The sequence below is a fragment of the Azospirillum sp. TSH58 genome, assembly GCF_003119115.1.
Taxonomy (GTDB): Bacteria; Pseudomonadota; Alphaproteobacteria; order Azospirillales; family Azospirillaceae; genus Azospirillum.
Genome location: NZ_CP022367.1, coordinates 950,614 through 969,459, shown reverse-complemented (window position 1 = coordinate 969,459; position 18,846 = coordinate 950,614). Strand labels below are relative to the sequence as shown.

At 71.0% G+C, this 18,846-nt stretch carries 19 protein-coding genes; 9 read left to right on the top strand and 10 right to left on the bottom strand.

The window, feature by feature from the left end; all coding sequences use genetic code 11:
* Nucleotides 1-61: 61 nt before the first annotated feature.
* From TSH58p_RS25875 to TSH58p_RS25865, 3 genes are read right to left on the bottom strand one after another with little or no spacing between them, the layout of a single operon-like run.
* Nucleotides 62-661, bottom strand: a complete 600-nt coding sequence (locus TSH58p_RS25875; RefSeq protein WP_109069178.1) for a DUF3306 domain-containing protein — start codon at nt 659-661, stop codon at nt 62-64.
* Nucleotides 654-1,178 (bottom strand): DUF3305 domain-containing protein, encoded by a 525-nt coding sequence (locus tag TSH58p_RS25870; RefSeq protein WP_109069179.1) that lies wholly within the window; start codon nt 1,176-1,178, stop codon nt 654-656. The genes TSH58p_RS25875 and TSH58p_RS25870 overlap by 8 nt, the downstream gene beginning before the upstream one ends.
* Nucleotides 1,175-1,780, bottom strand: coding sequence for a biotin/lipoate--protein ligase family protein (locus TSH58p_RS25865; protein WP_109069180.1), 606 nt, complete (start codon nt 1,778-1,780; stop codon nt 1,175-1,177). Before TSH58p_RS25865 ends, TSH58p_RS25870 begins: the two co-directional genes overlap by 4 nt.
* Nucleotides 1,781-1,875: 95 nt before the next feature.
* Here TSH58p_RS25865 and TSH58p_RS25860 point away from each other — a divergent pair, with 95 nt between their 5' ends.
* The 5 genes from TSH58p_RS25860 (at nt 1,876) to TSH58p_RS25835 (ending at nt 6,680) form a co-directional block, all read left to right on the top strand.
* The gene (locus TSH58p_RS25860; protein ID WP_109069181.1) at nt 1,876-2,238 is read left to right on the top strand and encodes a hypothetical protein; all 363 of its coding nucleotides are present in this window, start codon (nt 1,876-1,878) and stop codon (nt 2,236-2,238) included.
* A gap of 113 nt (nt 2,239-2,351) precedes the next feature.
* Nucleotides 2,352-3,362 carry a quinolinate synthase NadA gene (gene nadA / locus TSH58p_RS25855; RefSeq protein ID WP_109069182.1) on the top strand — a complete coding sequence of 337 codons (1,011 nt, stop codon included), beginning with the start codon at nt 2,352-2,354 and terminating at the stop codon, nt 3,360-3,362.
* A 214-nt stretch (nt 3,363-3,576) separates the two neighbouring features.
* On the top strand, nt 3,577-5,199 hold the full coding sequence (locus tag TSH58p_RS25845; RefSeq protein ID WP_109069183.1) for an L-aspartate oxidase: 1,623 nt from the start codon (nt 3,577-3,579) through the stop codon (nt 5,197-5,199).
* The gene (gene nadC / locus TSH58p_RS25840) at nt 5,184-6,017 is read left to right on the top strand and encodes a carboxylating nicotinate-nucleotide diphosphorylase (protein WP_109069184.1); all 834 of its coding nucleotides are present in this window, start codon (nt 5,184-5,186) and stop codon (nt 6,015-6,017) included. The genes TSH58p_RS25845 and nadC overlap by 16 nt, the downstream gene beginning before the upstream one ends.
* Before the next feature lie 87 nt (nt 6,018-6,104).
* Nucleotides 6,105-6,680 (top strand): hypothetical protein, encoded by a 576-nt coding sequence (locus TSH58p_RS25835; RefSeq protein WP_109069185.1) that lies wholly within the window; start codon nt 6,105-6,107, stop codon nt 6,678-6,680.
* Nucleotides 6,681-6,749: 69 nt separating this feature from the next.
* Here the strand turns inward: TSH58p_RS25835 and TSH58p_RS33695 are convergent, their stop codons facing one another.
* The 6 genes from TSH58p_RS33695 to uraD form a co-directional block, all read right to left on the bottom strand.
* Nucleotides 6,750-6,926, bottom strand: coding sequence for a hypothetical protein (locus tag TSH58p_RS33695; RefSeq protein WP_199230078.1), 177 nt, complete (start codon nt 6,924-6,926; stop codon nt 6,750-6,752).
* Nucleotides 6,923-8,176 carry a UDP-galactopyranose mutase gene (gene glf / locus TSH58p_RS25830; protein ID WP_109069186.1) on the bottom strand — a complete coding sequence of 418 codons (1,254 nt, stop codon included), beginning with the start codon at nt 8,174-8,176 and terminating at the stop codon, nt 6,923-6,925. The genes TSH58p_RS33695 and glf overlap by 4 nt, the downstream gene beginning before the upstream one ends.
* 157 nt (nt 8,177-8,333) lie before the next feature.
* Nucleotides 8,334-9,377 carry a GMP reductase gene (locus tag TSH58p_RS25825; RefSeq protein WP_109069187.1) on the bottom strand — a complete coding sequence of 348 codons (1,044 nt, stop codon included), beginning with the start codon at nt 9,375-9,377 and terminating at the stop codon, nt 8,334-8,336.
* 145 nt (nt 9,378-9,522) lie between these two features.
* Nucleotides 9,523-10,755, bottom strand: a complete 1,233-nt coding sequence (locus tag TSH58p_RS25820) for a M20/M25/M40 family metallo-hydrolase (RefSeq protein ID WP_109069188.1) — start codon at nt 10,753-10,755, stop codon at nt 9,523-9,525.
* A complete protein-coding gene (locus TSH58p_RS25815) occupies nt 10,752-12,008 on the bottom strand; it encodes an allantoate amidohydrolase (RefSeq protein WP_109069189.1) in 1,257 nt (418 codons plus the stop codon). Before TSH58p_RS25815 ends, TSH58p_RS25820 begins: the two co-directional genes overlap by 4 nt.
* Nucleotides 12,005-12,499, bottom strand: a complete 495-nt coding sequence (gene uraD / locus TSH58p_RS25810; RefSeq protein ID WP_247873932.1) for a 2-oxo-4-hydroxy-4-carboxy-5-ureidoimidazoline decarboxylase — start codon at nt 12,497-12,499, stop codon at nt 12,005-12,007. Before uraD ends, TSH58p_RS25815 begins: the two co-directional genes overlap by 4 nt.
* Before the next feature lie 302 nt (nt 12,500-12,801).
* Between uraD and uraH the strand changes: the two genes are divergently transcribed.
* Entirely contained in the window at nt 12,802-13,164 is a 363-nt protein-coding gene (uraH, locus tag TSH58p_RS25805) for a hydroxyisourate hydrolase (protein ID WP_103041444.1), read from the top strand.
* On the opposite strand, the gene TSH58p_RS25800 is transcribed toward uraH, so the two are convergent.
* Complete coding sequence (locus TSH58p_RS25800; protein ID WP_109069191.1) at nt 13,149-14,336, bottom strand: urate hydroxylase PuuD; 1,188 nt, start codon at nt 14,334-14,336, stop codon at nt 13,149-13,151. The two genes, uraH and TSH58p_RS25800, sit on opposite strands and share 16 nt — an antisense overlap.
* Before the next feature lie 281 nt (nt 14,337-14,617).
* Here TSH58p_RS25800 and TSH58p_RS25795 point away from each other — a divergent pair, with 281 nt between their 5' ends.
* From TSH58p_RS25795 to uvrC, 3 genes are all read left to right on the top strand, one after another.
* Nucleotides 14,618-15,538: a LysR family transcriptional regulator gene (locus TSH58p_RS25795; RefSeq protein WP_109069192.1), complete on the top strand. Its 921-nt coding sequence runs from the start codon at nt 14,618-14,620 to the stop codon at nt 15,536-15,538.
* 87 nt (nt 15,539-15,625) lie between these two features.
* Complete coding sequence (locus TSH58p_RS25790; RefSeq protein WP_109069193.1) at nt 15,626-16,750, top strand: LacI family DNA-binding transcriptional regulator; 1,125 nt, start codon at nt 15,626-15,628, stop codon at nt 16,748-16,750.
* Nucleotides 16,751-16,850: 100 nt separating this feature from the next.
* Nucleotides 16,851-18,695: an excinuclease ABC subunit UvrC gene (gene uvrC, locus TSH58p_RS25785; protein ID WP_109069194.1), complete on the top strand. Its 1,845-nt coding sequence runs from the start codon at nt 16,851-16,853 to the stop codon at nt 18,693-18,695.
* Nucleotides 18,696-18,846: the final 151 nt, after the last annotated feature.

The window sequence follows — 18,846 nt, the reverse complement described above, 5'->3', positions numbered from 1 at the left end:
AAGGTTGCGCAGTCTGGGACAGGCGATAGTCTTGCCTCCCTGCCTCCGTGCTGCCCCCACCCTAACCCTCCCCCGCTTTCGCAGGGGAGGGAACTGCCGCCGCACCGCGATCATCTCCCTCCCCCGCCCAGCGGGGGAGGGTTGGGGTGGGGGCAAGACTGTCGGTGGGGGCAAGACCCTCACTTTCCTCAGACTTAGTCGTGTCAGCGACCACCACCTCCTCCGGCTTCTCCTCCTCCGGCGGCTTCTCGTCGGTGGCGATGCGGTCCAACAGGTCGGCGATGCGGTCGGTGGCGAGCAGCTTGCCGTAGCCAGGGGCGTTGCAGTCCCAGTCATACTCGGCGAAGCCGCGGAAGCCTGCGATCACCGGGTCGCTGGTCCAGGCCTTGCGCAGGGCCAGCCGTTTCAGCTCCTGCGGGACGTTGCTGGCGAGGAAGCCGGTGTAGTCGCTGTCCGCACCCAGGCTCTCCACCGGCGGCAGGCTCTCCGGATCGAAGGGTTCCGGCAGCGGAGCGGCAACGGCCTGCCGCTCCTCCATCGCCATGTCCCGCTCCTCCTGTGGCTCGGGTGTCTCGACGGGCGCCGTGCGCGCCTCCTGCTTGCGGCGGGACCAGCGGGACAGGAAGCCTTCGGACCCGTCATCCAGGGCACGGTCATCCATGGCGGTGGTCCTTTCCGGGTTGGGACACCGGGGCGCGGCGGGCCAGCGCCTCCGGGTCGGCGCGGTCGCGCTGGCGCTTGTAGAAGGGACGCTCGGTGTGGTGGCGGGCCACGAAATCGCGCATCCATCCGGCCAGATCGGGCGGCAGGGGGATCGCCTCGATCAGGTCGTCGCCCGCGTCGGAATGGGCGTCGACCTCGCCGGGATCGACGGTGACGGCGAGCAGCCGCAGCCCCGGCTCCTCCGCGCAGCGGCGCAGGATGACGTAGAGCATCGGGCGGCCGCCCTTCAGATTCTCGACGTAATTCTCCGTCTCGCCGGGATGGAGCACGATCTCGGTGGCGCCCGCGTAATAGCCGGTGCGCTCCCCGTCCCGCGCCAGCACGGTCCAGGGCGCGCGGTCGGGCAGGGCCGGCAGGGCGCCGGTCACCCGCCAGCGCGCGTCCACCCACGGGTTGTCGATGCGCTGGCGCTCCACCGTGATGCCGACGCCGCGCCGCTCGGCCGCTCCGGTCATGGCCGTGTCTCCTCTGCCGTGGGAATCAGCCGCTGTTCCCAGACCCGCCGCACCGGCTCGAAGCCGGCGTCCATCCACCGGTCGATCCAGGTCAGGAAATGCCGTGTGAAGCTCTCCAGCACCGCCACGGCGTCGGTGTCGCCGAAGCCCTCCTCGCGCAGCGCCGTGCGGTCGGGGCGCCGTCCGGGGTCGGGATCGTCGGGATCGCCCAGGACCTCCAGCTCCGCGCCGACCACGGCCCAGGCGGGAAGCCCGTCCTCGGCGCCGGGACCGAGGGCGACGGTCACCCCGCCGGCCACCGCGCCGTTCAGCAGCAGGCGGCCCGCGCCGTCGAAGCGGATGCTCTGGTTCGGCGGCCCCAGCGCCTCCAGCGCGTCGGCCAGCGCGACCAGGGTCACGGCGGCGAGGCCGTCGCCCGCGTCCGGACGGTCGGGGACCAGCACCACCGCCACGTCCAGCCGGTCGCGCCGGCCGCTGTGGACGAGCGTGCCGGGCGCCGCCTCCTCCGCGGCGAAGCGGCAGGCGGTGGCGAAGGGGCCGTCCGCCTCGGCGGGCCAGGGGCGGAAGATGGGCGGCAGGGTCGGGGCGTCGGTCGGGTCCATGCCCCTGTTAACGCGCGAACGGGAGGGTTGGTGCCCACGCCTGTTGGTGGGGGGACGGCCTTGTCGCCCATTCATCCAAAAAGGAGTCCGCCGCCTTGCTCGCCGCTCTCATGTCCACCGGCCTCATTTCCTCCGGTCTGGTCGCCGGGCTGCTGATGACCGGCAACGTCATCGCCCAGGAAGCCACCAAGGAGTCGCTGTCCAACGACATCAAGGTGCAGCAAAGCCAGGAGCCGCCCCCCAACCAGCAGGGGGTCCAGGCGCCCAAGCCGTCGACCAGCGGCGAAACCCAGGGGGCTCAGTTGCAGCAGGCCCTGGCCGACGTTCGCCGGGCGCCGCCCGACCTGCAGGGCAACCCGGTGCCGCGCCCCAACCAGTGGGCCAGCGAACCCGACACGGGGCACGAGCCGACCCGCTCCGAAAACCCGTCCGACCTGAGCAGCCAGGAAGCCAAGTAAGGGGAACGACCGGGCGCCGGACCGACGATCGGCAGCACGCATTCTTTTCCGCTTGATATGCTCCAATCGAGTATTTATGGTTTTGCTCACCGCGAGCATTAAAGGAATGCGCCATGCGCGATACCACCGGCCTTGCCTACACGCCCGACATCGCCGCGGCGACGCAGCCGATCTACGAGCGCGTGAAGCGCGTGATCCCCGCCGTCGAATGGCCGTTCCACGCCCCGCTGGTCCACGAGATCAACCGCCTGAAGCGGGAGCGCAACGCGGTGATCCTCGCCCACAACTACCAGACGCCGGAGATCTTCCACGGCGTGGCCGACATCGTCGGCGACAGCCTCGCCCTCGCCGCCCGGGCGACCGAGACCGACGCCGACGTCATCGTGCTGGCCGGCGTGCATTTCATGGCGGAGACGGCGAAGCTGCTGAACCCGGCCAAGACGGTGCTGATCCCCGACACCGGGGCGGGCTGCTCGCTGGCCGAATCGATCACCGCCGCCGACGTGCGGCTGCTGCGCGAGCGCTATCCGGGCGTGCCGGTGGTCGCCTACGTCAACACCTCGGCCGACGTGAAGGCGGAGGTGGACATCTGCTGCACCTCCGGCAACGCGGTGGAGGTGGTGGAGTCGCTGGGCGCGCCGCGCGTCATCATGCTGCCCGACGAGTATCTGGCGAAATACGTCGCCACCCAGACGAGCGTCGAGATCATCGCCTGGAAGGGCCATTGCGAGGTGCACGAGCGCTTCACCGGCGACGAGATCCGCGAGTTCCGCAACCGCTTCGACGAGCTGATCGTCATCGCCCATCCGGAATGCCCGCCCGACGTTCTGGAGGCCGCCGATTTCGTGGGCTCCACCGCGCGCATGGTCGATTTCGTGGCGGACCGCCGCCCGCCGCGGGTGCTGATGGTCACCGAGTGCTCGATGAGCGACAACGTGGCCGCGGCCTCGCCGGAGACGGAGTTCGTGCGGCCCTGCAACCTGTGCCCGCACATGAAGAAGATCACGCTGGCGAACATCCTGGACAGCCTGCGCACGCTGGAACCGCGGGTGACCATCGCGCCGGAGGTGGCCGACCGCGCCCGCCGTTCGGTGGAGCGGATGCTGGCCGTCAAGCCCCGCTGAGTGTGTCCCCTCTCCCCTCTGCTCACGCGCAAACGAAATTTGCGCTGACGCGACAGGCGGACCTTTGGTCCGCCGAAAGCGGGGAGAGGGTTGGGGTGAGGGGGTTGCGCTTGTGCCGCCCCCTCCGCCACGCGCACCCCCCTCACCGGCCCTTTGGGCCACCCTCTCCCCAGGGGGAGAGGGTTGGAACGATCCTCTCTCCGGGAGGCCTCTCATGCCCACCCCCTACACGGTCCGCGATTCGGAGGTGGTCGTCATCGGCTCCGGCATGGCCGGGCTGACCGCCGCCCTGCATCTGGCGCCCCGCGCCGTCACGCTGCTGACCAAGACGCCGGATCTGCCGGGCGGCTCCAGCAACCACGCCCAGGGCGGAATCGCCGCCGCCATCGGCCCCGGCGACGGGCCGGAGGCGCACGCCGCCGACACGGTGGCCGCCGGCGCCGGCTTCGTGGACGCCGACCGCGCCCTGCTGCTGACCCGCGAGGGGGCGGAGCGGGTGCGGGCGCTGCTCCTCGCCGGGTTGCCCTTCGACCGCGATGCCGACGGCGCCCCCCTGCTGGGGCGGGAGGCGGCGCACGGGGCGGCGCGCATCGTCCATGCCGGCGGCGACGCCACCGGGGCGACCCTGGTCGCCGCGCTGGCGGAACGGGTGCGCGCCACCCCGTCGATCCGCGTGGAGAGCGACGCCTTCGCCGTCGATCTGGCGGTGCGCAACGGGCGGGTCTGCGGCGTGCTGGCCTGCCATCCTGACGGCTGGGTGTTCCACCGCGCGCCGCGCGTGGTGCTGGCGACCGGCGGGGTCGGCGGGGCCTACGCCCGCACCACCAACCCGCCGGAGGCGACCGGCGACGGGCTGGCGCTGGCCGCGCGGGCCGGGGCGCTGCTCGCCGACGTCGAGTTCGTGCAGTTCCACCCCACGGCGCTCGCCGTGGACGCCGACCCCGCCCCCCTGCTGACCGAGGCGCTGCGCGGCGCCGGTGCCGTGCTGCTCGACCGGCGCGGGGTCCGTTTCATGGCCGCGGAGCACCCGCTGGCGGAGCTGGCCCCGCGCGACGTGGTGGCCCGCGCCATCGGCGCCCGCGTCGCGGCGGGGGAGCCGGTGTTGCTGGACCTGCGCCCGGCGCTGGCCGCCAAACCGGACGGCTTTCCCACCGTGCTGGCGCTGTGCGCCGCCCATGGGCTGGACCCGTGGCGGGAACCGGTGCCGGTCGCCCCGGCGGCGCACTACCACATGGGCGGGGTGGTCACCGATCCCGCCGGGCGGACCAGCCTGGACGGGCTGTGGGCCTGCGGCGAGGTCGCCTGCACCGGCGTCCACGGCGCCAACCGTCTGGCCAGCAATTCGCTGCTGGAGGCGCTGGTGTTCGGCGCGCGGGTGGCCCGCGACGTCGCCGGGCGGGAGTTGCCCCCCCTGCCGCCCTTCGCCCTGCCCGAAGCCCCGGCGGTGGCCGGGGAGGTCGGGGCCGGCCTGCTCGACGCCATGACGGACGAATCCCGCCGCACGCTCTACCAGGGCGCCGGGCTGGTGCGCGACGGGGTAGGCCTGCTGGCCGCCCGGCGCAAGCTGGACCGGCTCGCCGCGGCGCTCGACGCGCTGGGCGACCACGGCCCGGCGGATCACACCGCCGTCCGCCGCTGGGGCGAGGCGCGCAACCGGCTGCTGACCGGGCGGCTGATCGTCCACGCAGCGCTCGCCCGGACCGAAAGCCGCGGGGCGCATTTCCGCACCGACTTCCCCCAGGAAGACCCGGCGGCGCAGCGCCACCGCTTCACCCTCACCGACCTGACCGGGGCCGCCAGCCCCCTTTCCGGAGACGCCGCATGCTCCATCCTCTGACCTTCGAACCGATCGTCCGCGCCGCCCTGGCGGAGGATCTCGGTCGGGCCGGCGACATCACGACCGACAGCATCGTCCCGGCGGACGCCGTGGCGACGGCGCGGCTGGCCGCGCGCAAGGACGGGCGCGTCGCCGGTCTGGAGGTCGCCCTGTCCGCCTTCCGCATCCTCGACCCGGCGGCGGAGCTGCGGGTGGAGCATGGCGACGGCCGCGACGTGGCCCCCGGCGCCACCATCGCCACCGTGACCGGCCGCGCCCGCGCCCTGCTGACGGCGGAGCGCACGGCGCTGAACATCCTGGGCCGCCTGTCCGGCATCGCCACCGCCACCCGCGCGCTGGTCCGTGAGGTCGAGGGGACCCGCGCCCGCATCGTCTGCACCCGCAAGACCACCCCCGGCCTGCGCGTGCTGGAGAAGCACGCGGTGCGGCTGGGCGGCGGCTTCAACCACCGCTTCGGGCTCGACGACGCGGTTCTGGTCAAGGACAACCACATCGCCGTGGCCGGCGGCATCCGCCCGGCGGTGGAGCGCGTCCGCGCCGCCATCGGCCACATGGTGAAGGTGGAGGTCGAGGTCGACACGCTGGATCAGCTGGAGGAGCTGCTGACCCTGCCGGTGGACGTGGTGCTGCTCGACAACATGGACCCGCAGACGCTGCGCCGCGCCGTCGCCATGGTCGATGGGCGCATGGTGACGGAGGCGTCCGGCAACGTCACCCTGTCCACCGTGCGGGCCATCGCGGAGGCGGGCGTCGACATGATCTCGGTCGGCTGGCTGACCCACAGCGCGCCGAACCTGGACATCGGGCTGGACATGTAGGATGGCCCACCGCCCGCCCTGTCGTTGCGGCGGCGGGCGGTGTAAGGTCGCGCCGGTGGCAACAACGGCTGGCCGGGAACGCGCAGGATGCCCGAACTGAAGCTCAACCTCGGCTGCGGCGACACGCGGCTTCCCGGCTATCTGAATGTGGACAAGTACGGGACCTTCGGACCGGATGTGCTGGCGGATCTGGAGGCCGTGCCCTGGCCGTTCGAGGAGAACAGCGTCGCCGACATCCAGCTCATCCACGCGCTGGAGCATATGGGCCAGACGACCGAGCAGTTCCTGACCATCATGAAGGAGATGCACCGCGTCTGCCGGCACGGCGCGCGCATCACCATCAAAGTGCCGCACCCGCGCAGCGACGGCTTCCTCGGCGACCCGACCCATGTCCGCCCGATCACGCCCAACGTGCTGAGCCTGTTCTCGATGGAAGAGAACCGGAAATTCATCGAGCGCGGCTGGCCGAACACCCGGCTGGCCATGCATCTGAACGTGGACTTCCGCATCCTGTCCGTCGGCTACAAGCTGATGCCGCGCTGGCAGCAACGGCTGAAGGCGGGGCAGGTCACGAACCAGGACGTGGCCGAGGCCATCGAGAGCCAGAACAACGTGGTCGACGAGATCACCATCCTGCTGGAGGCGGTGAAGGACGCCGCCTGACCCGGCCGGGGCGTCCACACCGTCCTCGCTCCTCCTACCGAATGGGATCGGGCCGGGAAACCGCGGTCGTCATTCCGCCGGGTGTCCCATGAAGTTCCGGTACTGCACCGTGTTGTCCTCGCTCAGCCGGACCGAGGGGGCGGCGAAGGTCTGATCGGCGGTGCGGCCCAGCGTTCCTTCCAGGATCACGCTGGCGCCAATGGCGAGGACGACGGCGGCGGCCAGGGCCATTCCGAACGCTTTCATGAGGCTTCCCTCCTGCTGTGGACCGGAGCGGACGATGGGGCGGCCGGTGCGGCGGCGCCGATCCCGGAAATCCCGCGCGCGCCTTCCGCCACGGCGCCTTCGGCCTTGGCGATGCGGGTGTAGAGCGCCAGCGCCTGCGCCACCACCTGATCCATGTTGTAGTAGCGGTAGGTCGCCAGCCGCCCGACGAAATGGACATTCGGCGTGGCGTCGGCCAGCTCCTGGTACTTGCGGTAGAGGGCAGCGTTCTCCGCGCGGGGGATCGGGTAGTAGGGGTCGCCCTCCGCCGACGGGTATTCGTAGGTCAGGCTGGTGCGCGGGTTGGTCTGGCCGGTCAGGTGCTTGTATTCGGTGATGCGGGTGTGCGGCACCTCCTCGCCGGGGTAGTTCACCACGGCGACGGGCTGGAACCACTCCCGATCCACCGTCTCGTGGCGGAAGGTCAGGGAGCGGTAGGGCAGCTTGCCGAAGCGGTGCCCGAAATATTCGTCCACCGGGCCGGTGAAGATCAGGTTGCGGTAGCGCGCGTCGCGCACCACGTCGCGGAAATCGACGCCCAGGCGGATGGTGATGTTCGGGTGGTCGAGCATGTTCTCGAACATCCGCGTGTAGCCGTGCAGCGGCATGTTCTGGAAGCTGTCGCCGAAATAGCGGTCGTCGTCGTTGGTCCGCGTCGGCACGCGGGCGGTGACCGCCTTGTCGAGCTGAGACGGGTCGAGGCCCCATTGCTTGCGCGTGTAGCCGCGGAAGAACTTTTCGTACAGCTCCCGCCCGACCGCGCCGACCACCACATCCTCCGAGGTGCGGATATCGGCGACCGGCTCCGCCCGGTTTTTCAGGAAGTCCGCGACGCCGGCCTCGTCGAGGTCGAGCCCGTAGAGGCGGTTGACCGTGGTCCGGTTGATCGGGATGGGAACCAGTTGCCCGTCGACATGGGCGAGCACCCGGTGCTCGTAGGGGCGCCATTGGGTGAAGCGGGACAGATAGTCCGCCACCGGCTGCGAATTGGTGTGGAAGATGTGCGGGCCGTAGCGATGGATCAGCACGCCCGCGTCGTCGTGATGGTCGTAGGCGTTGCCGCCGATGTGCGGGCGCCGGTCGATCAGCAGCACGCGCTTGCCCAGCCCCGCCGCCAGCCGTTCCGCCAGCACGCTGCCGGCGAACCCCGCCCCGACGATCAGATAGTCGAAAGCCGCCGGCCCGTCCGTCCGCCCCACATAAGCCGGAGCGGCACCATCGAAATCACGCATAAGCTCTGCCTTCCTCGTCCTGCCAAAAGGCGGACGAGCGGGGCAAGCCGTCCGGCGCCCCACCCGTCCGCACATCCTGCGAACGGTGGAAGCCGCCGGTGGTTCCGGAGGAAGACTGTCGAGAAGGAGGTACCGATGCAGGGTACCTCCCGCGGCATCACCCCCCGAAAACGGTGTTCAGCTGCGCGCCGACGCGGACGAAGGTGGTCCGCTTCGACACCTCCTTCAGCTTGGTGGCGCCGATGTAGGTCATCATGCTGCGCACGCCGCCCATGATCTCCTGCATCGTGCCGTCGATCGGTCCACGGTAGGGGACCTCCACGGTCTTGCCCTCCGACGCGCGGTAGGAGGCGACGCCGCCCGCGTACTTGTGCATCGCCGTGTCGGACGACATGCCGTAGAAGGTCATCGCCACCGGCACCTTCTGCCCGCCACGCTCCTCGTAGCGGATATCGCCCTCGCACTCATCGTGGCCGGCCAGCATGCCGCCGAGCATCACGAAGTCCGAACCGGCACCGTAGGCCTTGGAGATGTCGCCCGGCACCGTGCAGCCGCCGTCGCCGCAGACCTGCCCCTTCAGCCCGTGGGCGGCGTCGGCGCATTCGATGATGGCGGAGAGCTGCGGGTAGCCGACGCCGGTCATCTTGCGGGTGGTGCAGACCGACCCCGGCCCGATGCCGACCTTGATGATGTCGGCCCCGGCGAGCACCAGCGCCTCGGTCATGTCGCCGGTCACCACGTTGCCGGCCATGATGACCATGTCCGGGTTCTCCGTCCGCAACCGGCTGATGACGCGCACGAAGCGCTCCGTGTAGCCGTTGGCGACGTCCAGGCAGAGCTTGCCCACCGGGGCCTTGGCCTTCACCGCCTGGAACTTGTCGTAGTCGGCCTCCGTCGTGCCCAGCGAGTAGAAGACGTTGGCCGTGTCCTCGTCGCGGAAGAAGGGGATCAGGGCTTCCGCCGGGTAGTGCTTGTGCAGCGCGGTCATGGCGCCGAAGCGCGACAGGGCGCGGGCGACGGCCATCGTGCCGACCACGTCCATGTTGGCCGCGATCAGCGGGAAGCCCGTCCATTCCAGCCCGCTGTGGACGAAGCGGAAGGTCCGCTCGATGTCCACGTCGTTGCGGCTTTCCAGGGTGCTGCGCTTCGGGCGGATCAGCACGTCCTTGAAGTCCAGCTTCAGATCGTTCTCGATGATCACCGGCGGGTCGTCCTTGTCGTTGTGGGGCGGGCCGTTGCCCCCTCCCCGGCCCTCCCCCGCTGCGCAGGGGAGGGAAAATCAAGTCCCCTCCCCTGCTTCAGCGGGGGAGGGTTAGGGTGGGGGCACGGTCAGCGCCAATGCAGCCTCACCCCTCGCCCAGCACCTCCAACAGCGACAGCGCCACAACCTCCGTCGCCTTGAACAGGTCGGACAGCGGCAGGCGCTCGTCGGCGCGGTGGGCGTTGGCCTCCTCGATGGTGTGGGGGCCGGCGCCGAACAGGGCGATGGGCACGCCCGCGTCGGAGTAATGGCGCGCGTCGGTGTAGAGCGGCACGCCCTTGGTCTCCACCGGCTCGCCCATCACGCGGCTGGCCTGGGCGCAGAGGACGGCGGCCAGCCGGTCGGTGCCGGGCAGCGGGGTCAGCGGGCGGGCCAACAGGATGCGGCGGACCTCGACGCGGGCCTTGGGGAAAGCCTTGGCCGCCTCGGCGATGACGGCGCGCAACGCCTCCTCCACCGCTTCCGGCGTCTCCTCCGGGATCATGCGGCGGTCGAGGCGCAGGGTCACGCGGTCGGGGACGACGTTGGTGTTGATGCCGCCCTTGATCAGCCCAACCGTCAGTTGCGGCGAGCCGATGCCGCCCACCGCCGACACGGTGCCGGCGTAACCCTTGCGGTGCTCATAGAGCGCGCCGAGGATCGCGGTCGTCGCCTCCAGCGCGTCGATGCCGGTCATCGGCAGGGCGGCGTGGGCGGACTTGCCGGTGACCTCGACCTCCAGATGCAGGCAGCCGTTGTGCGCGGTGACGACGCCGTAGCTGAAGCCCGCGGCGATGGCGAAGTCCGGCTTGGTCAGCCCCTCGTCAAGCAGCCATTTCGGCCCGATCTCGCCGCCGGCCTCCTCGTCATAGGTCAGGTGCAGCTCCACCGTGCCGCGGTCCAGCCCGGCCTTCTCAAGCGCCAGCAGCGCGTAGGTGTAGGTGACGAAGTCGGACTTCGAGACCGCGACGCCGCGCCCGTACATCCAGCCGTCCACCACCTCCGCCCCGTAGGGGTCGCGGGTCCAGCCCTCGCCCGGCGGCACCACGTCGCCGTGGGCGTTCAGCGCCACGGTCGGCCCGTCGCCGAAGCGGCGGCGCACGATCAGGTTGGTGGCGGAGATCATGCCGTTGGCCCGCACCAGCTCCGCCGGGACCGGGTGGCGCTCCACCGTCAGGCCCATGGCCTCCAGCAGTTCGGCGGCGCGCTCGGCGTGGGGAGCGCAGTCGCCGGCCGGGTTGTCGGAGGGCACCTTGACCAGTTCGGCCAGGAAGCGGACCTGCTCGTCGCGGGTCTGCTCCAGGAACGCGCGGACGGCCTGTTGGGCGGTGTTGGTCATGGTGTCGGGGGCTCGTGCTCGAAGTGGCGGATGATGTCGAGGAGGATCCGCACCGACAGGTCGGCGTCCTCCGCGGTGATGGATTCGGCGGGGTTGTGGCTGATGCCGCCCTTGCAGCGGACGAACAGCATGCCCATCGGCAGCACGCCGGCGAAGGCCATGGCGTCGTGCCCGGCGCCGCTGGGCAGCGACAAGGGGCGGACGCCGGCGCGGGTTACCGCCGCTTCGATCTGCCGCCGGATGCCGGGGGAGCAGGGGGCCGCCGCCGCGTCGTGGGTGGTCTCCACCGTCAACTCCACGCCACGGCGGGCGGCGATGCCTTCGAAGTCGGCGAGGATGGCGGCGCAGGCCTCCCGCCGCACGGCGTCCTCCGGCGCGCGGACGTCGAGGGTGAAGACGACCTCGCCGGGGATGACGTTGACCGCCCCCGGCTTCGCCTCGATCCGGCCCACCGTCGCCACCAATCCGGCTTCGGGGGCCCCGGCGTCGGAGGCCGCGGCCACCCGCTCCGCCGCCAGCGTCATCTCGGCGGCGGCGGCCAGCGCGTCGCGGCGCAGCGCCATGGGCACCGTGCCGGCGTGGCCGGCCATGCCGCGCAGCCGGACGGCGAAGCGCGTGGCGCCGTTGATCGCGGTGACGATGCCGACCGGCAACCCTTCCGCCTCCAGCACCGGCCCCTGTTCGATGTGGACCTCCAGGAAGGCCAGCGCCTCCCCCGGCTTGCGGGCCGCCGCGGCGACGGTCTCGGGATCGCCGCCGAAGGCGCGCAGCGCGTCGGCCATGCGCACGCCGTCGCGGTCGCGCGTCTCCAGAGCCGCCGGGTCGAAGCGCCCCGCGACGGCCCGGCTGCCGGTCAGTGTCACGGGGAAGCGCACCCCCTCCTCGTCGCCGAAGCCCAGCACCTCGATGGCGAAGGGCAGGCGCTCGCCGCGCCGGTCCAGCTCCGCCACCGCGGCGACGGCGGCCAGCACGCCCAGATTCCCGTCATACCGGCCGGCGTTGCGCACCGTGTCGATGTGGGAGCCGATCAGCAGGGCCGGCGCGCCCGGCACGGTCCCCTCGTAACGGCCGACCACCGTGCCCGCCGGGTCCAGCCGGGCGTTCATCCCGGCCTTGCCCATCAGCTCCATCAGCCAGTCCGCGGCGGCGCGGTGTTGCGGGGACAGGAACAGGCGGGTCAGCAGCCCCGGCTCCTCCGTGAAGCCGGCGAAGGCGTCCAGCCGCGCCATCAGGTCAGCGCCGAACGCCGTCATGGAAGCAAATCCTTGAGGCGCAGCCAGGTGATGCGCTCGACCTGGGCCAGCGCCGTGGCGAACTCCTCCTCCGGGCCGTTGGACAGGCGGGTTTCGAACGCCTCCAGGATGTCGGCGCGGCTGCGGCCCTTGACCGCCAGGATGAAGGGGAAGCCGAAGCGCGCCTTGTAGGCGTCGTTCAGCTCGGTGAAACGGGCGAATTCCTCCGGCGTGCAGCGGTCCAGCCCGGCGCTGGCCTGCTCCGCCGTGCTGTCGGCGGTCAGTTCGCCGCGCAGTGCCAGACGGCCCGCCAGATCGGGATGGGCGTTCAGCAGCGCCAGCTTCCGCTCATGGCCGGCGGCGCGCAGGACGGCGACCATCGCGGCGTGCAGGCCGTCCGCGTCGTCGGGCAGGTTTCCCCCCTGATTGCCGGCATCCCAGGCGCCTTCGGCGACCCAGGGCGAATGTTCGAACACGCCGCCAAATCGGGCGACGAAACTTGCACGGTCCATCTCGCTCGGTCGCATCCCGGCCTTCCCTGATCGGTCCCCTGCCCCGCAGCATACCCGCAATCGCCGAGGACCACTTTTTCGATCCGTTTGAAAGTCTTTTTGCGCAGGCGCCGTTCGGAGTGCGCGGCGTTGGGGTGTAAGGTCACTTATCCCTTCTCCCCCCTGGGGAGAAGGTCAGGATGAGGGGGCGGCCGAAGGCCGACGATGCCGGCTTATTGCAGCGCGTTGGACGCCCTGACGGGCGCCCCCTCACCCTGACCCTCTCCAAAGGGGGGCGAGGGGATTCACGAGAGGAGAGACCCATGTCCGGAAGCGGGCGCCTGACGACGCATGTTCTCGACACGACGCACGGCCGGCCCGGCGCCGGGATCGCCGTCACCCTCTACCGCATCGACGGGGACCGGCGGGAACGGCTGACCCAGACGCGCACCAACGCCGACGGGCGCTGCGACGCTCCCCTGCTGGCCGGGGCCGACCTGACGCCCGGCGTCTATGAGCTGGTGTTCGAGGCCGGGGACTATTTCCGCGCCTCCGGCCTGGAAATCGTCGAACCCGCCTTCCTCGACGTGGTGCCGATCCGCTTCGGCGTCGCCAACGCGGACCAGCACTATCACGTGCCGCTGCTCGTCTCCCCCTACAGCTACTCGACCTACCGGGGCAGCTGATCGGCCCAGGCGGCCAGCAGGCGGCGCTCCTCCGGCGTGATCCCGGTGACGTTGCCGGGGGGCATCGCGTCGGACAGCGCCGCCCAGGTCCGGATCTGAGGGGCGTGGCGGCTGATCGCCTCGGCGCTGTCCAGCATCACCCCGCGCGGCGGCACGCCGATCCCCTCCCACACCGGCTGCGCCGCGTGGCACATGGAGCAGCGGGAGAGCACAACCTCCTCCACCTGCGCGAACTCCACCTTGGCCGGCGCCGCGGCGCTCTCGGTCCGCGTGCCGGCGGCGCTCAAGCCCACGATGACGGCGACGCCCGCGGCGGCCACCGCCCAGGTCCACCAGGGCGTCGGCTTGCCGGCGTGGCGGCTGTTGAAGAAGTGGCGGATCACCGCCCCCACCACCAGCACCACCGCCACGATCACCCAGCTGTAGCGCGTGCCGAAGGCCAGCGGGTAGTGGTTGGAGATCATCAGGAAGACGACCGGCAGGGTCAGGTAGTTGTTGTGCAGCGAGCGCTGCTTGGCCTGCTTGCCCAGCGCCGGGTCGGGCACCTGCCCGGCCTTCATGGCGGCGACGGCCTTGGTCTGGTTGGGGATGATGATGCGGAAGACGTTGGCCGACATGATCGTGCCGATCAGCGCCCCGACATGCAGCATCGCCGCCCGCCCGCTGAAGAGGTGGCTGAGGCCCCAGGCGACCAGCACCAGGAAGACGAAGCCCGCCGCCGCCAGCTTCGCATCGTCCTTGCCCAGCGGCGACTTGCACAGCCGGTCATAGACGTGCCAGCCCAGCCCCAGGGCGCCCAGGCTGAGCAGCACCGCGCCCCACCAGGGAATGTCCAGCACCGCCGGGTCGATCATGTAGAGCGTGGCGCCGTGGTAGTAGAGCACCGACAGCAGGGCGAAGCCGCTGAGCCAGGTCGCGTAGGATTCCCATTTGAACCAGGTCAGCTTCTCCGGCAGTTCCGCCGGGGCGACCGTGTATTTCATCATGTTGTAGAAGCCGCCGCCGTGGACCTGCCACGCCTCCCCCGCCACGCCGTTGGGCAGGCCGTCGCGCCGCCGCAGGGACAGGTCCAAATGGATGAAATAGAAGCTCGACCCGATCCAGGCGATGGCCGTGATGACGTGCAGCCAGCGCACCAGAAAGTTGACCCACTCCCAGACGATCGGCTCCATGCGTCGCGGCCTCTTCCGTTCAGTGATCCTCACCCTGAACTCTACGGTTGCCGCGGTGCAGCGGGGAAGCGGATGCGTGCGCCAGCACTTTCAAAAAAAACGGAAAGATGGGAGGATTCCCCGTCCATATCCCCTCGCCCCCCTGGGGAGAGGGTTAGGGTGAGGGGGCGCCCGCCAGGGCGTCCAACGCGCTGCAAGGGGCCGGCGTGGTCAGCCTTCGGCCGCCCCCTCATCCTGACCTTCTCTCCAAGGGGGAGAAGGAAAATCAGGAAAGACAAGGCGTGGCGCTGCTGGAGAACATGCGGGTGTTCGTGCGGGTGGTGGAGCTGGGCAGCCTGTCCGCCGCCGGGCGGAGCCTGCGCCTGTCGCCCGCCGTGGTCAGCCACCGGCTGCAAAGCCTGGAGGAGCACCTGAACGCCCGCCTGCTGAACCGCACCACCCGGCAGGTGCAGTTCACCGAGGCCGGAAAGGTCTTCTTCGAGCATTGCCTGGAGGTGCTGGAGGCGGCGGAGCGGGCGGAGAGCAGCGTCGGCGCCATCGGCGGGGCGCCGGTGGGCAGCCTGCGGGTGACCGCGCCGCTGGGCTTCGGGCGGCGCATCCTGGCCCCGATGGTGCCGCGCTTCCACGCCGCCTATCCGCAGGTGGACCTGCGGCTGCGCCTGTCCGACCATCTGCTGGACCTGCTGCGCGAGGCGACCGACGTCGCCATCCGCATGGCGCCGCTGAAGGATTCCAGCTTCGTCGCGCGCAAGATCGCCGACCTGCCGCGCGTGCTCTGCGCCGCCCCGTCCTATCTGGAGCGGCGGGGCGTGCCGGCCCGGCCCGAGGATCTGCTGTCCCACCACTGCCTGCTGCTGCGCTTTCCCGGCTCGCAGCAATTCCAATGGACGCTGAACACGCCGCAAGGCCCGATGACCCTGCCGGTGTCCGGCCAGTTCGACGCCGACGACGGCGACGTGCTGACCGGCTGGGCGCTGGCCGGGGAGGGGATCGTGCTGAAGCCGCTGTGGGAGGTGGCGGACCATCTGCGCCGCGGGGCGCTGCGCGTCGTCCTGCCGCACTGCCCGCCGGAGCCGGTGACGCTCGCCGTGCTCTACCCCCACCGCAACCTGCTGCCCGCGAAGATCCGCGTCTTCATCGACTTCTTCGCGGAGCAGGCGCGCGCCGCGCTGGCGGAAACGGAGCCGCATGCCCCATCCTGACCGTTCCCGCTTTTCCCCCGCTTTTCCAACGGCGTGCTATGATGCCGCCACGCCGCGCGGCGGGGTTCGCCGCAGGGAAGGACGAGAATGACCGCACAGCCGCCCGCCAAGCCGATCCCGCCGAAGCCCGCCAAGCCCATCCGCAAGAAGACCCGCCGCGCCACCCAGCGCCTCACCATGACGGACGTGGCCAACGCCGCCGGCGTGTCGCCCAGCACCGTCTCCCTCTATCTGCGCAAGCCGGAGGCGGTGTCGGAGGAGCTGGCGACCCGCGTGCGGACGGTGATCGACCAGCTCGGCTACGTGCCCAATCTGGTGGCGGGCAGCCTCGCCGCGGCGAAAAGCCGGACGGTGGGGGTGATCCTGCCCTCCATCACCAACTCCTTCTTCGCGGAAACCTACAACACGCTGCAAAGCGCCTTCCAGACCGCCCATTACCAGACGCTGCTCGGCGTCAGCGAGTTCGATCCGGAGCGGGAGGAGGAGCTGATCCGCGCCTTCCTCGCCTGGTCGCCCGCCGCGGTGGTGGTCACCGGCCTGCACCACACCGAGCGGACGCGCGCCATGCTGCGCTCCTCCGGCGTGCCGGTGGTGGAGATGTGGGACATCCCCTCCGCCCAGACCCCGGCGGTGGACATGACGGTCGGCTTCTCCCATTTCGAGGTGGGGCGGCGGCAGGCCAGCCATCTCTACGACCAGGGCAGCCGCAAGGTCGCCTACATCGGCGCCGCCGTGCACCAGGACATGCGCGTGCGCAGCCGCACCGACGGCTATGAGGACGAGGTGCGCCGCCGCGGCCTGCACGAGCCGATCGCCTTCACCGCCCCCGACACCGCCTCCACCCCCGTCGGCATCTGGCTGATCGACGAGGTGTTCGCCCTGCATCCGGACATCGACGGGGTGGTCTGCTCCAACGACGCGATGGCGCTGGGCGTGCTGTTCGAGGCGAACCGGCGCGGGCTGAGCGTGCCCGACGATCTGGCGGTGATCGGCTTCGGCGACCTGACCTTCAGCGCCGCCTGCCTGCCGCCGCTGTCCACCGTGCGCCCGCCGCAGCGCGAGATCGGGGAGCTGGCCGCCGGCCAGATCCTGGCCCGGCTGAACGGCACGACGGTGGCCCAGCCGCACCACGGGCTGGATTGCGAGCTGGTCGTCCGCGACAGCACCCGCCCCGACGCCGCCGCGGGCGTGGAGCGGCAAAAGGCGGGGTGACTTTATCTCCGAAGGACAGGGCCGACGATTGTCTCTTGTCCATGGTTCGTTCCCCTGCTTCCTTCCGCGCCATCGTGGTTAATACACCGGGTTAGGGATCATGGACGGAGCGGCGGTGATCCGCGCCACCCTGCCGACGCTGCCGGACACACCCGGCGTCTATCGGATGATCGGGGTGGACGGCCGCATCCTGTATGTCGGCAAGGCGAAGAACCTGAAACGCCGGGTGGCCAGCTACACCCGGACGGACGGGCTGCCCAACCGCACCCGCCGCATGGTGGCGCTGACCCGCTCCATGGAGTTCGTCACCACCCACACCGAGGCGGAAGCCCTCCTGCTGGAGGCCAACCTGATCCGCCGCCTGCTGCCGCCCTTCAACGTGCTGGTGAAGGACGACCGCTCCTTCTCCTACATCGCGCTCGGCCAGGGCCATGAGTTTCCGCGTTTGATGCACCATCGCGGCAGCGCCGACCGGCATGGCAGGAAACGCGACCTGTTCGGCCCCTACGCCTCCCCCGCCCTCGTCGGCATGACCATCGGGGCGTTGCAGCGCGCCTTCCTGCTGCGCAACTGCGACGACGCCACCTTCACGTCGCGCACGCGGCCCTGCCTCCAGCACCAGATCAAGCGCTGCTCCGCCCCCTGCGTCGGCCGCGTCTCGGCCGAGGACTACGCCGCCCAGATGCAGGGCGTGCGCGACGTGCTGTCCGGGCGCAGCGCCGCCATCCAGGCGGAGTTCGCCCGCCACATGATGGACTGCTCCGACCGGCTGGCCTACGAGGACGCCGCCCGCTGGCGCGACCGCATCCGCGCCCTGACCGCCCTGCAGAGCCGCCAGGACATCAATCTGGAAGGCGTGCTGGAGGACGCCGACGTGCTGGCCGTCCATGCCGAGGGCGGAACCGCCTGCGTCCAGGCCTTCTTCTTCCGCGGCGGGCGCAACCAGGGCACCCGCGCCTTCTTCCCCCGGCACGACGGCGAGGAGGAGCCCGACGCGATCCTCGCCGCCTTCGCAGCCCAGCTCTACGAAGGGACGCCGCCGCCCCGCCACCTGCTGCTCAGCCACGACATCCCGGAGCGCGCCCTGCTGGCCGAGGCGCTGACGCTCGCCGCCGGGCGGCGGGTGGAGGTGGAGGTTCCCCAGCGCGGCCCCAAGCGCCGCGTCGTCGAGCACGCCCTGACCAACGCGCGCGAGGCGCACGGGCGCCGCATGGCCGAACGCTCCGCCCAGGGCAAGCTGCTGGCCGGGGTGGCGCGCGTCTTCGGCCTTCCGAAAACACCGGCCCGTATCGAGATCTACGACAACTCGCACATCCAGGGCGCCTTCCCGGTGGGCGCGATGGTGGTCGCCGGGCCGGAGGGCATCCAGCGCAACGCCGGACGCCGCTTCCACATCAAGGACCCGGCGGCGGCGGGCGACGACTACGCGATGCTGCGCGAGGTGCTGACCCGCCGCTTCGGGCGCGCGCTGCGCGAGGACCCGCAGCGCAGCGGCGGCCAGTGGCCCGATCTGGTGCTGATCGACGGGGGCTTGGGCCAGTTGAACACCGCCCGCGCGGTGCTGGACGGGTTGGGCATCGCCGGCGTCCCGCTGGCGGCCATCGCCAAGGGGCCGGACCGCGATGCCGGGCGCGAGCGCTTCTTCCAGCCGGACCGCGAGCCCTTCCGGCTGGAGCCCAACGACCCGGTGCTGTACTTCCTGCAACGGCTGCGCGACGAGGCGCACCGGACGGCCATCGACGCTCACCGCACCCGCCGCCTGAAGGCGATGGACCACACCCGCATCGATGGCATCCCCGGCGTCGGCCCGTCGCGCAAGAAGGCCCTGCTGCACCATTTCGGCAGTTCCACCGCGGTGGCATCGGCCGGGCTGAAGGATCTGGAGGCCACCCCTGGCATCAGCGCGGCGCTGGCCCGGCGGGTGTTCGAGCATTTCCATGGGTAGGGAATGCGTGGCGGCGGTTGCCCCCACCCTGACCCTCCCCCGCTGCGCAGGGGAGGGGACTAAATTTCCCTCTCCTGCGCAGCGGGGGAGGGAAGGGGCCCGCGGCAAAGCCGTGGGAAGGGTGGGGGCAAAGCATCCCCCGGATTATTCC

Bases quoted from the DNA above. Each gene is read 5' to 3' on its own strand.
- TSH58p_RS25875 (WP_109069178.1), bottom strand. From the start codon at position 661: ATGGATGACCGTGCCCTGGATGACGGGTCCGAAGGCTTCCTGTCCCGC.
- TSH58p_RS25870 (WP_109069179.1), bottom strand. From the start codon at position 1,178: ATGACCGGAGCGGCCGAGCGGCGCGGCGTCGGCATCACGGTGGAGCGC.
- TSH58p_RS25865 (WP_109069180.1), bottom strand. From the start codon at position 1,780: ATGGACCCGACCGACGCCCCGACCCTGCCGCCCATCTTCCGCCCCTGG.
- nadA (WP_109069182.1), top strand. From the start codon at position 2,352: ATGCGCGATACCACCGGCCTTGCCTACACGCCCGACATCGCCGCGGCG.
- TSH58p_RS25845 (WP_109069183.1), top strand. From the start codon at position 3,577: ATGCCCACCCCCTACACGGTCCGCGATTCGGAGGTGGTCGTCATCGGC.
- nadC (WP_109069184.1), top strand. From the start codon at position 5,184: ATGCTCCATCCTCTGACCTTCGAACCGATCGTCCGCGCCGCCCTGGCG.
- TSH58p_RS25835 (WP_109069185.1), top strand. From the start codon at position 6,105: ATGCCCGAACTGAAGCTCAACCTCGGCTGCGGCGACACGCGGCTTCCC.
- TSH58p_RS33695 (WP_199230078.1), bottom strand. From the start codon at position 6,926: ATGAAAGCGTTCGGAATGGCCCTGGCCGCCGCCGTCGTCCTCGCCATT.
- glf (WP_109069186.1), bottom strand. From the start codon at position 8,176: ATGCGTGATTTCGATGGTGCCGCTCCGGCTTATGTGGGGCGGACGGAC.
- TSH58p_RS25820 (WP_109069188.1), bottom strand. From the start codon at position 10,755: ATGACCAACACCGCCCAACAGGCCGTCCGCGCGTTCCTGGAGCAGACC.
- TSH58p_RS25815 (WP_109069189.1), bottom strand. From the start codon at position 12,008: ATGACGGCGTTCGGCGCTGACCTGATGGCGCGGCTGGACGCCTTCGCC.
- uraD (WP_247873932.1), bottom strand. From the start codon at position 12,499: ATGGACCGTGCAAGTTTCGTCGCCCGATTTGGCGGCGTGTTCGAACAT.
- uraH (WP_103041444.1), top strand. From the start codon at position 12,802: ATGTCCGGAAGCGGGCGCCTGACGACGCATGTTCTCGACACGACGCAC.
- TSH58p_RS25800 (WP_109069191.1), bottom strand. From the start codon at position 14,336: ATGGAGCCGATCGTCTGGGAGTGGGTCAACTTTCTGGTGCGCTGGCTG.
- TSH58p_RS25790 (WP_109069193.1), top strand. From the start codon at position 15,626: ATGACCGCACAGCCGCCCGCCAAGCCGATCCCGCCGAAGCCCGCCAAG.
- uvrC (WP_109069194.1), top strand. From the start codon at position 16,851: ATGGACGGAGCGGCGGTGATCCGCGCCACCCTGCCGACGCTGCCGGAC.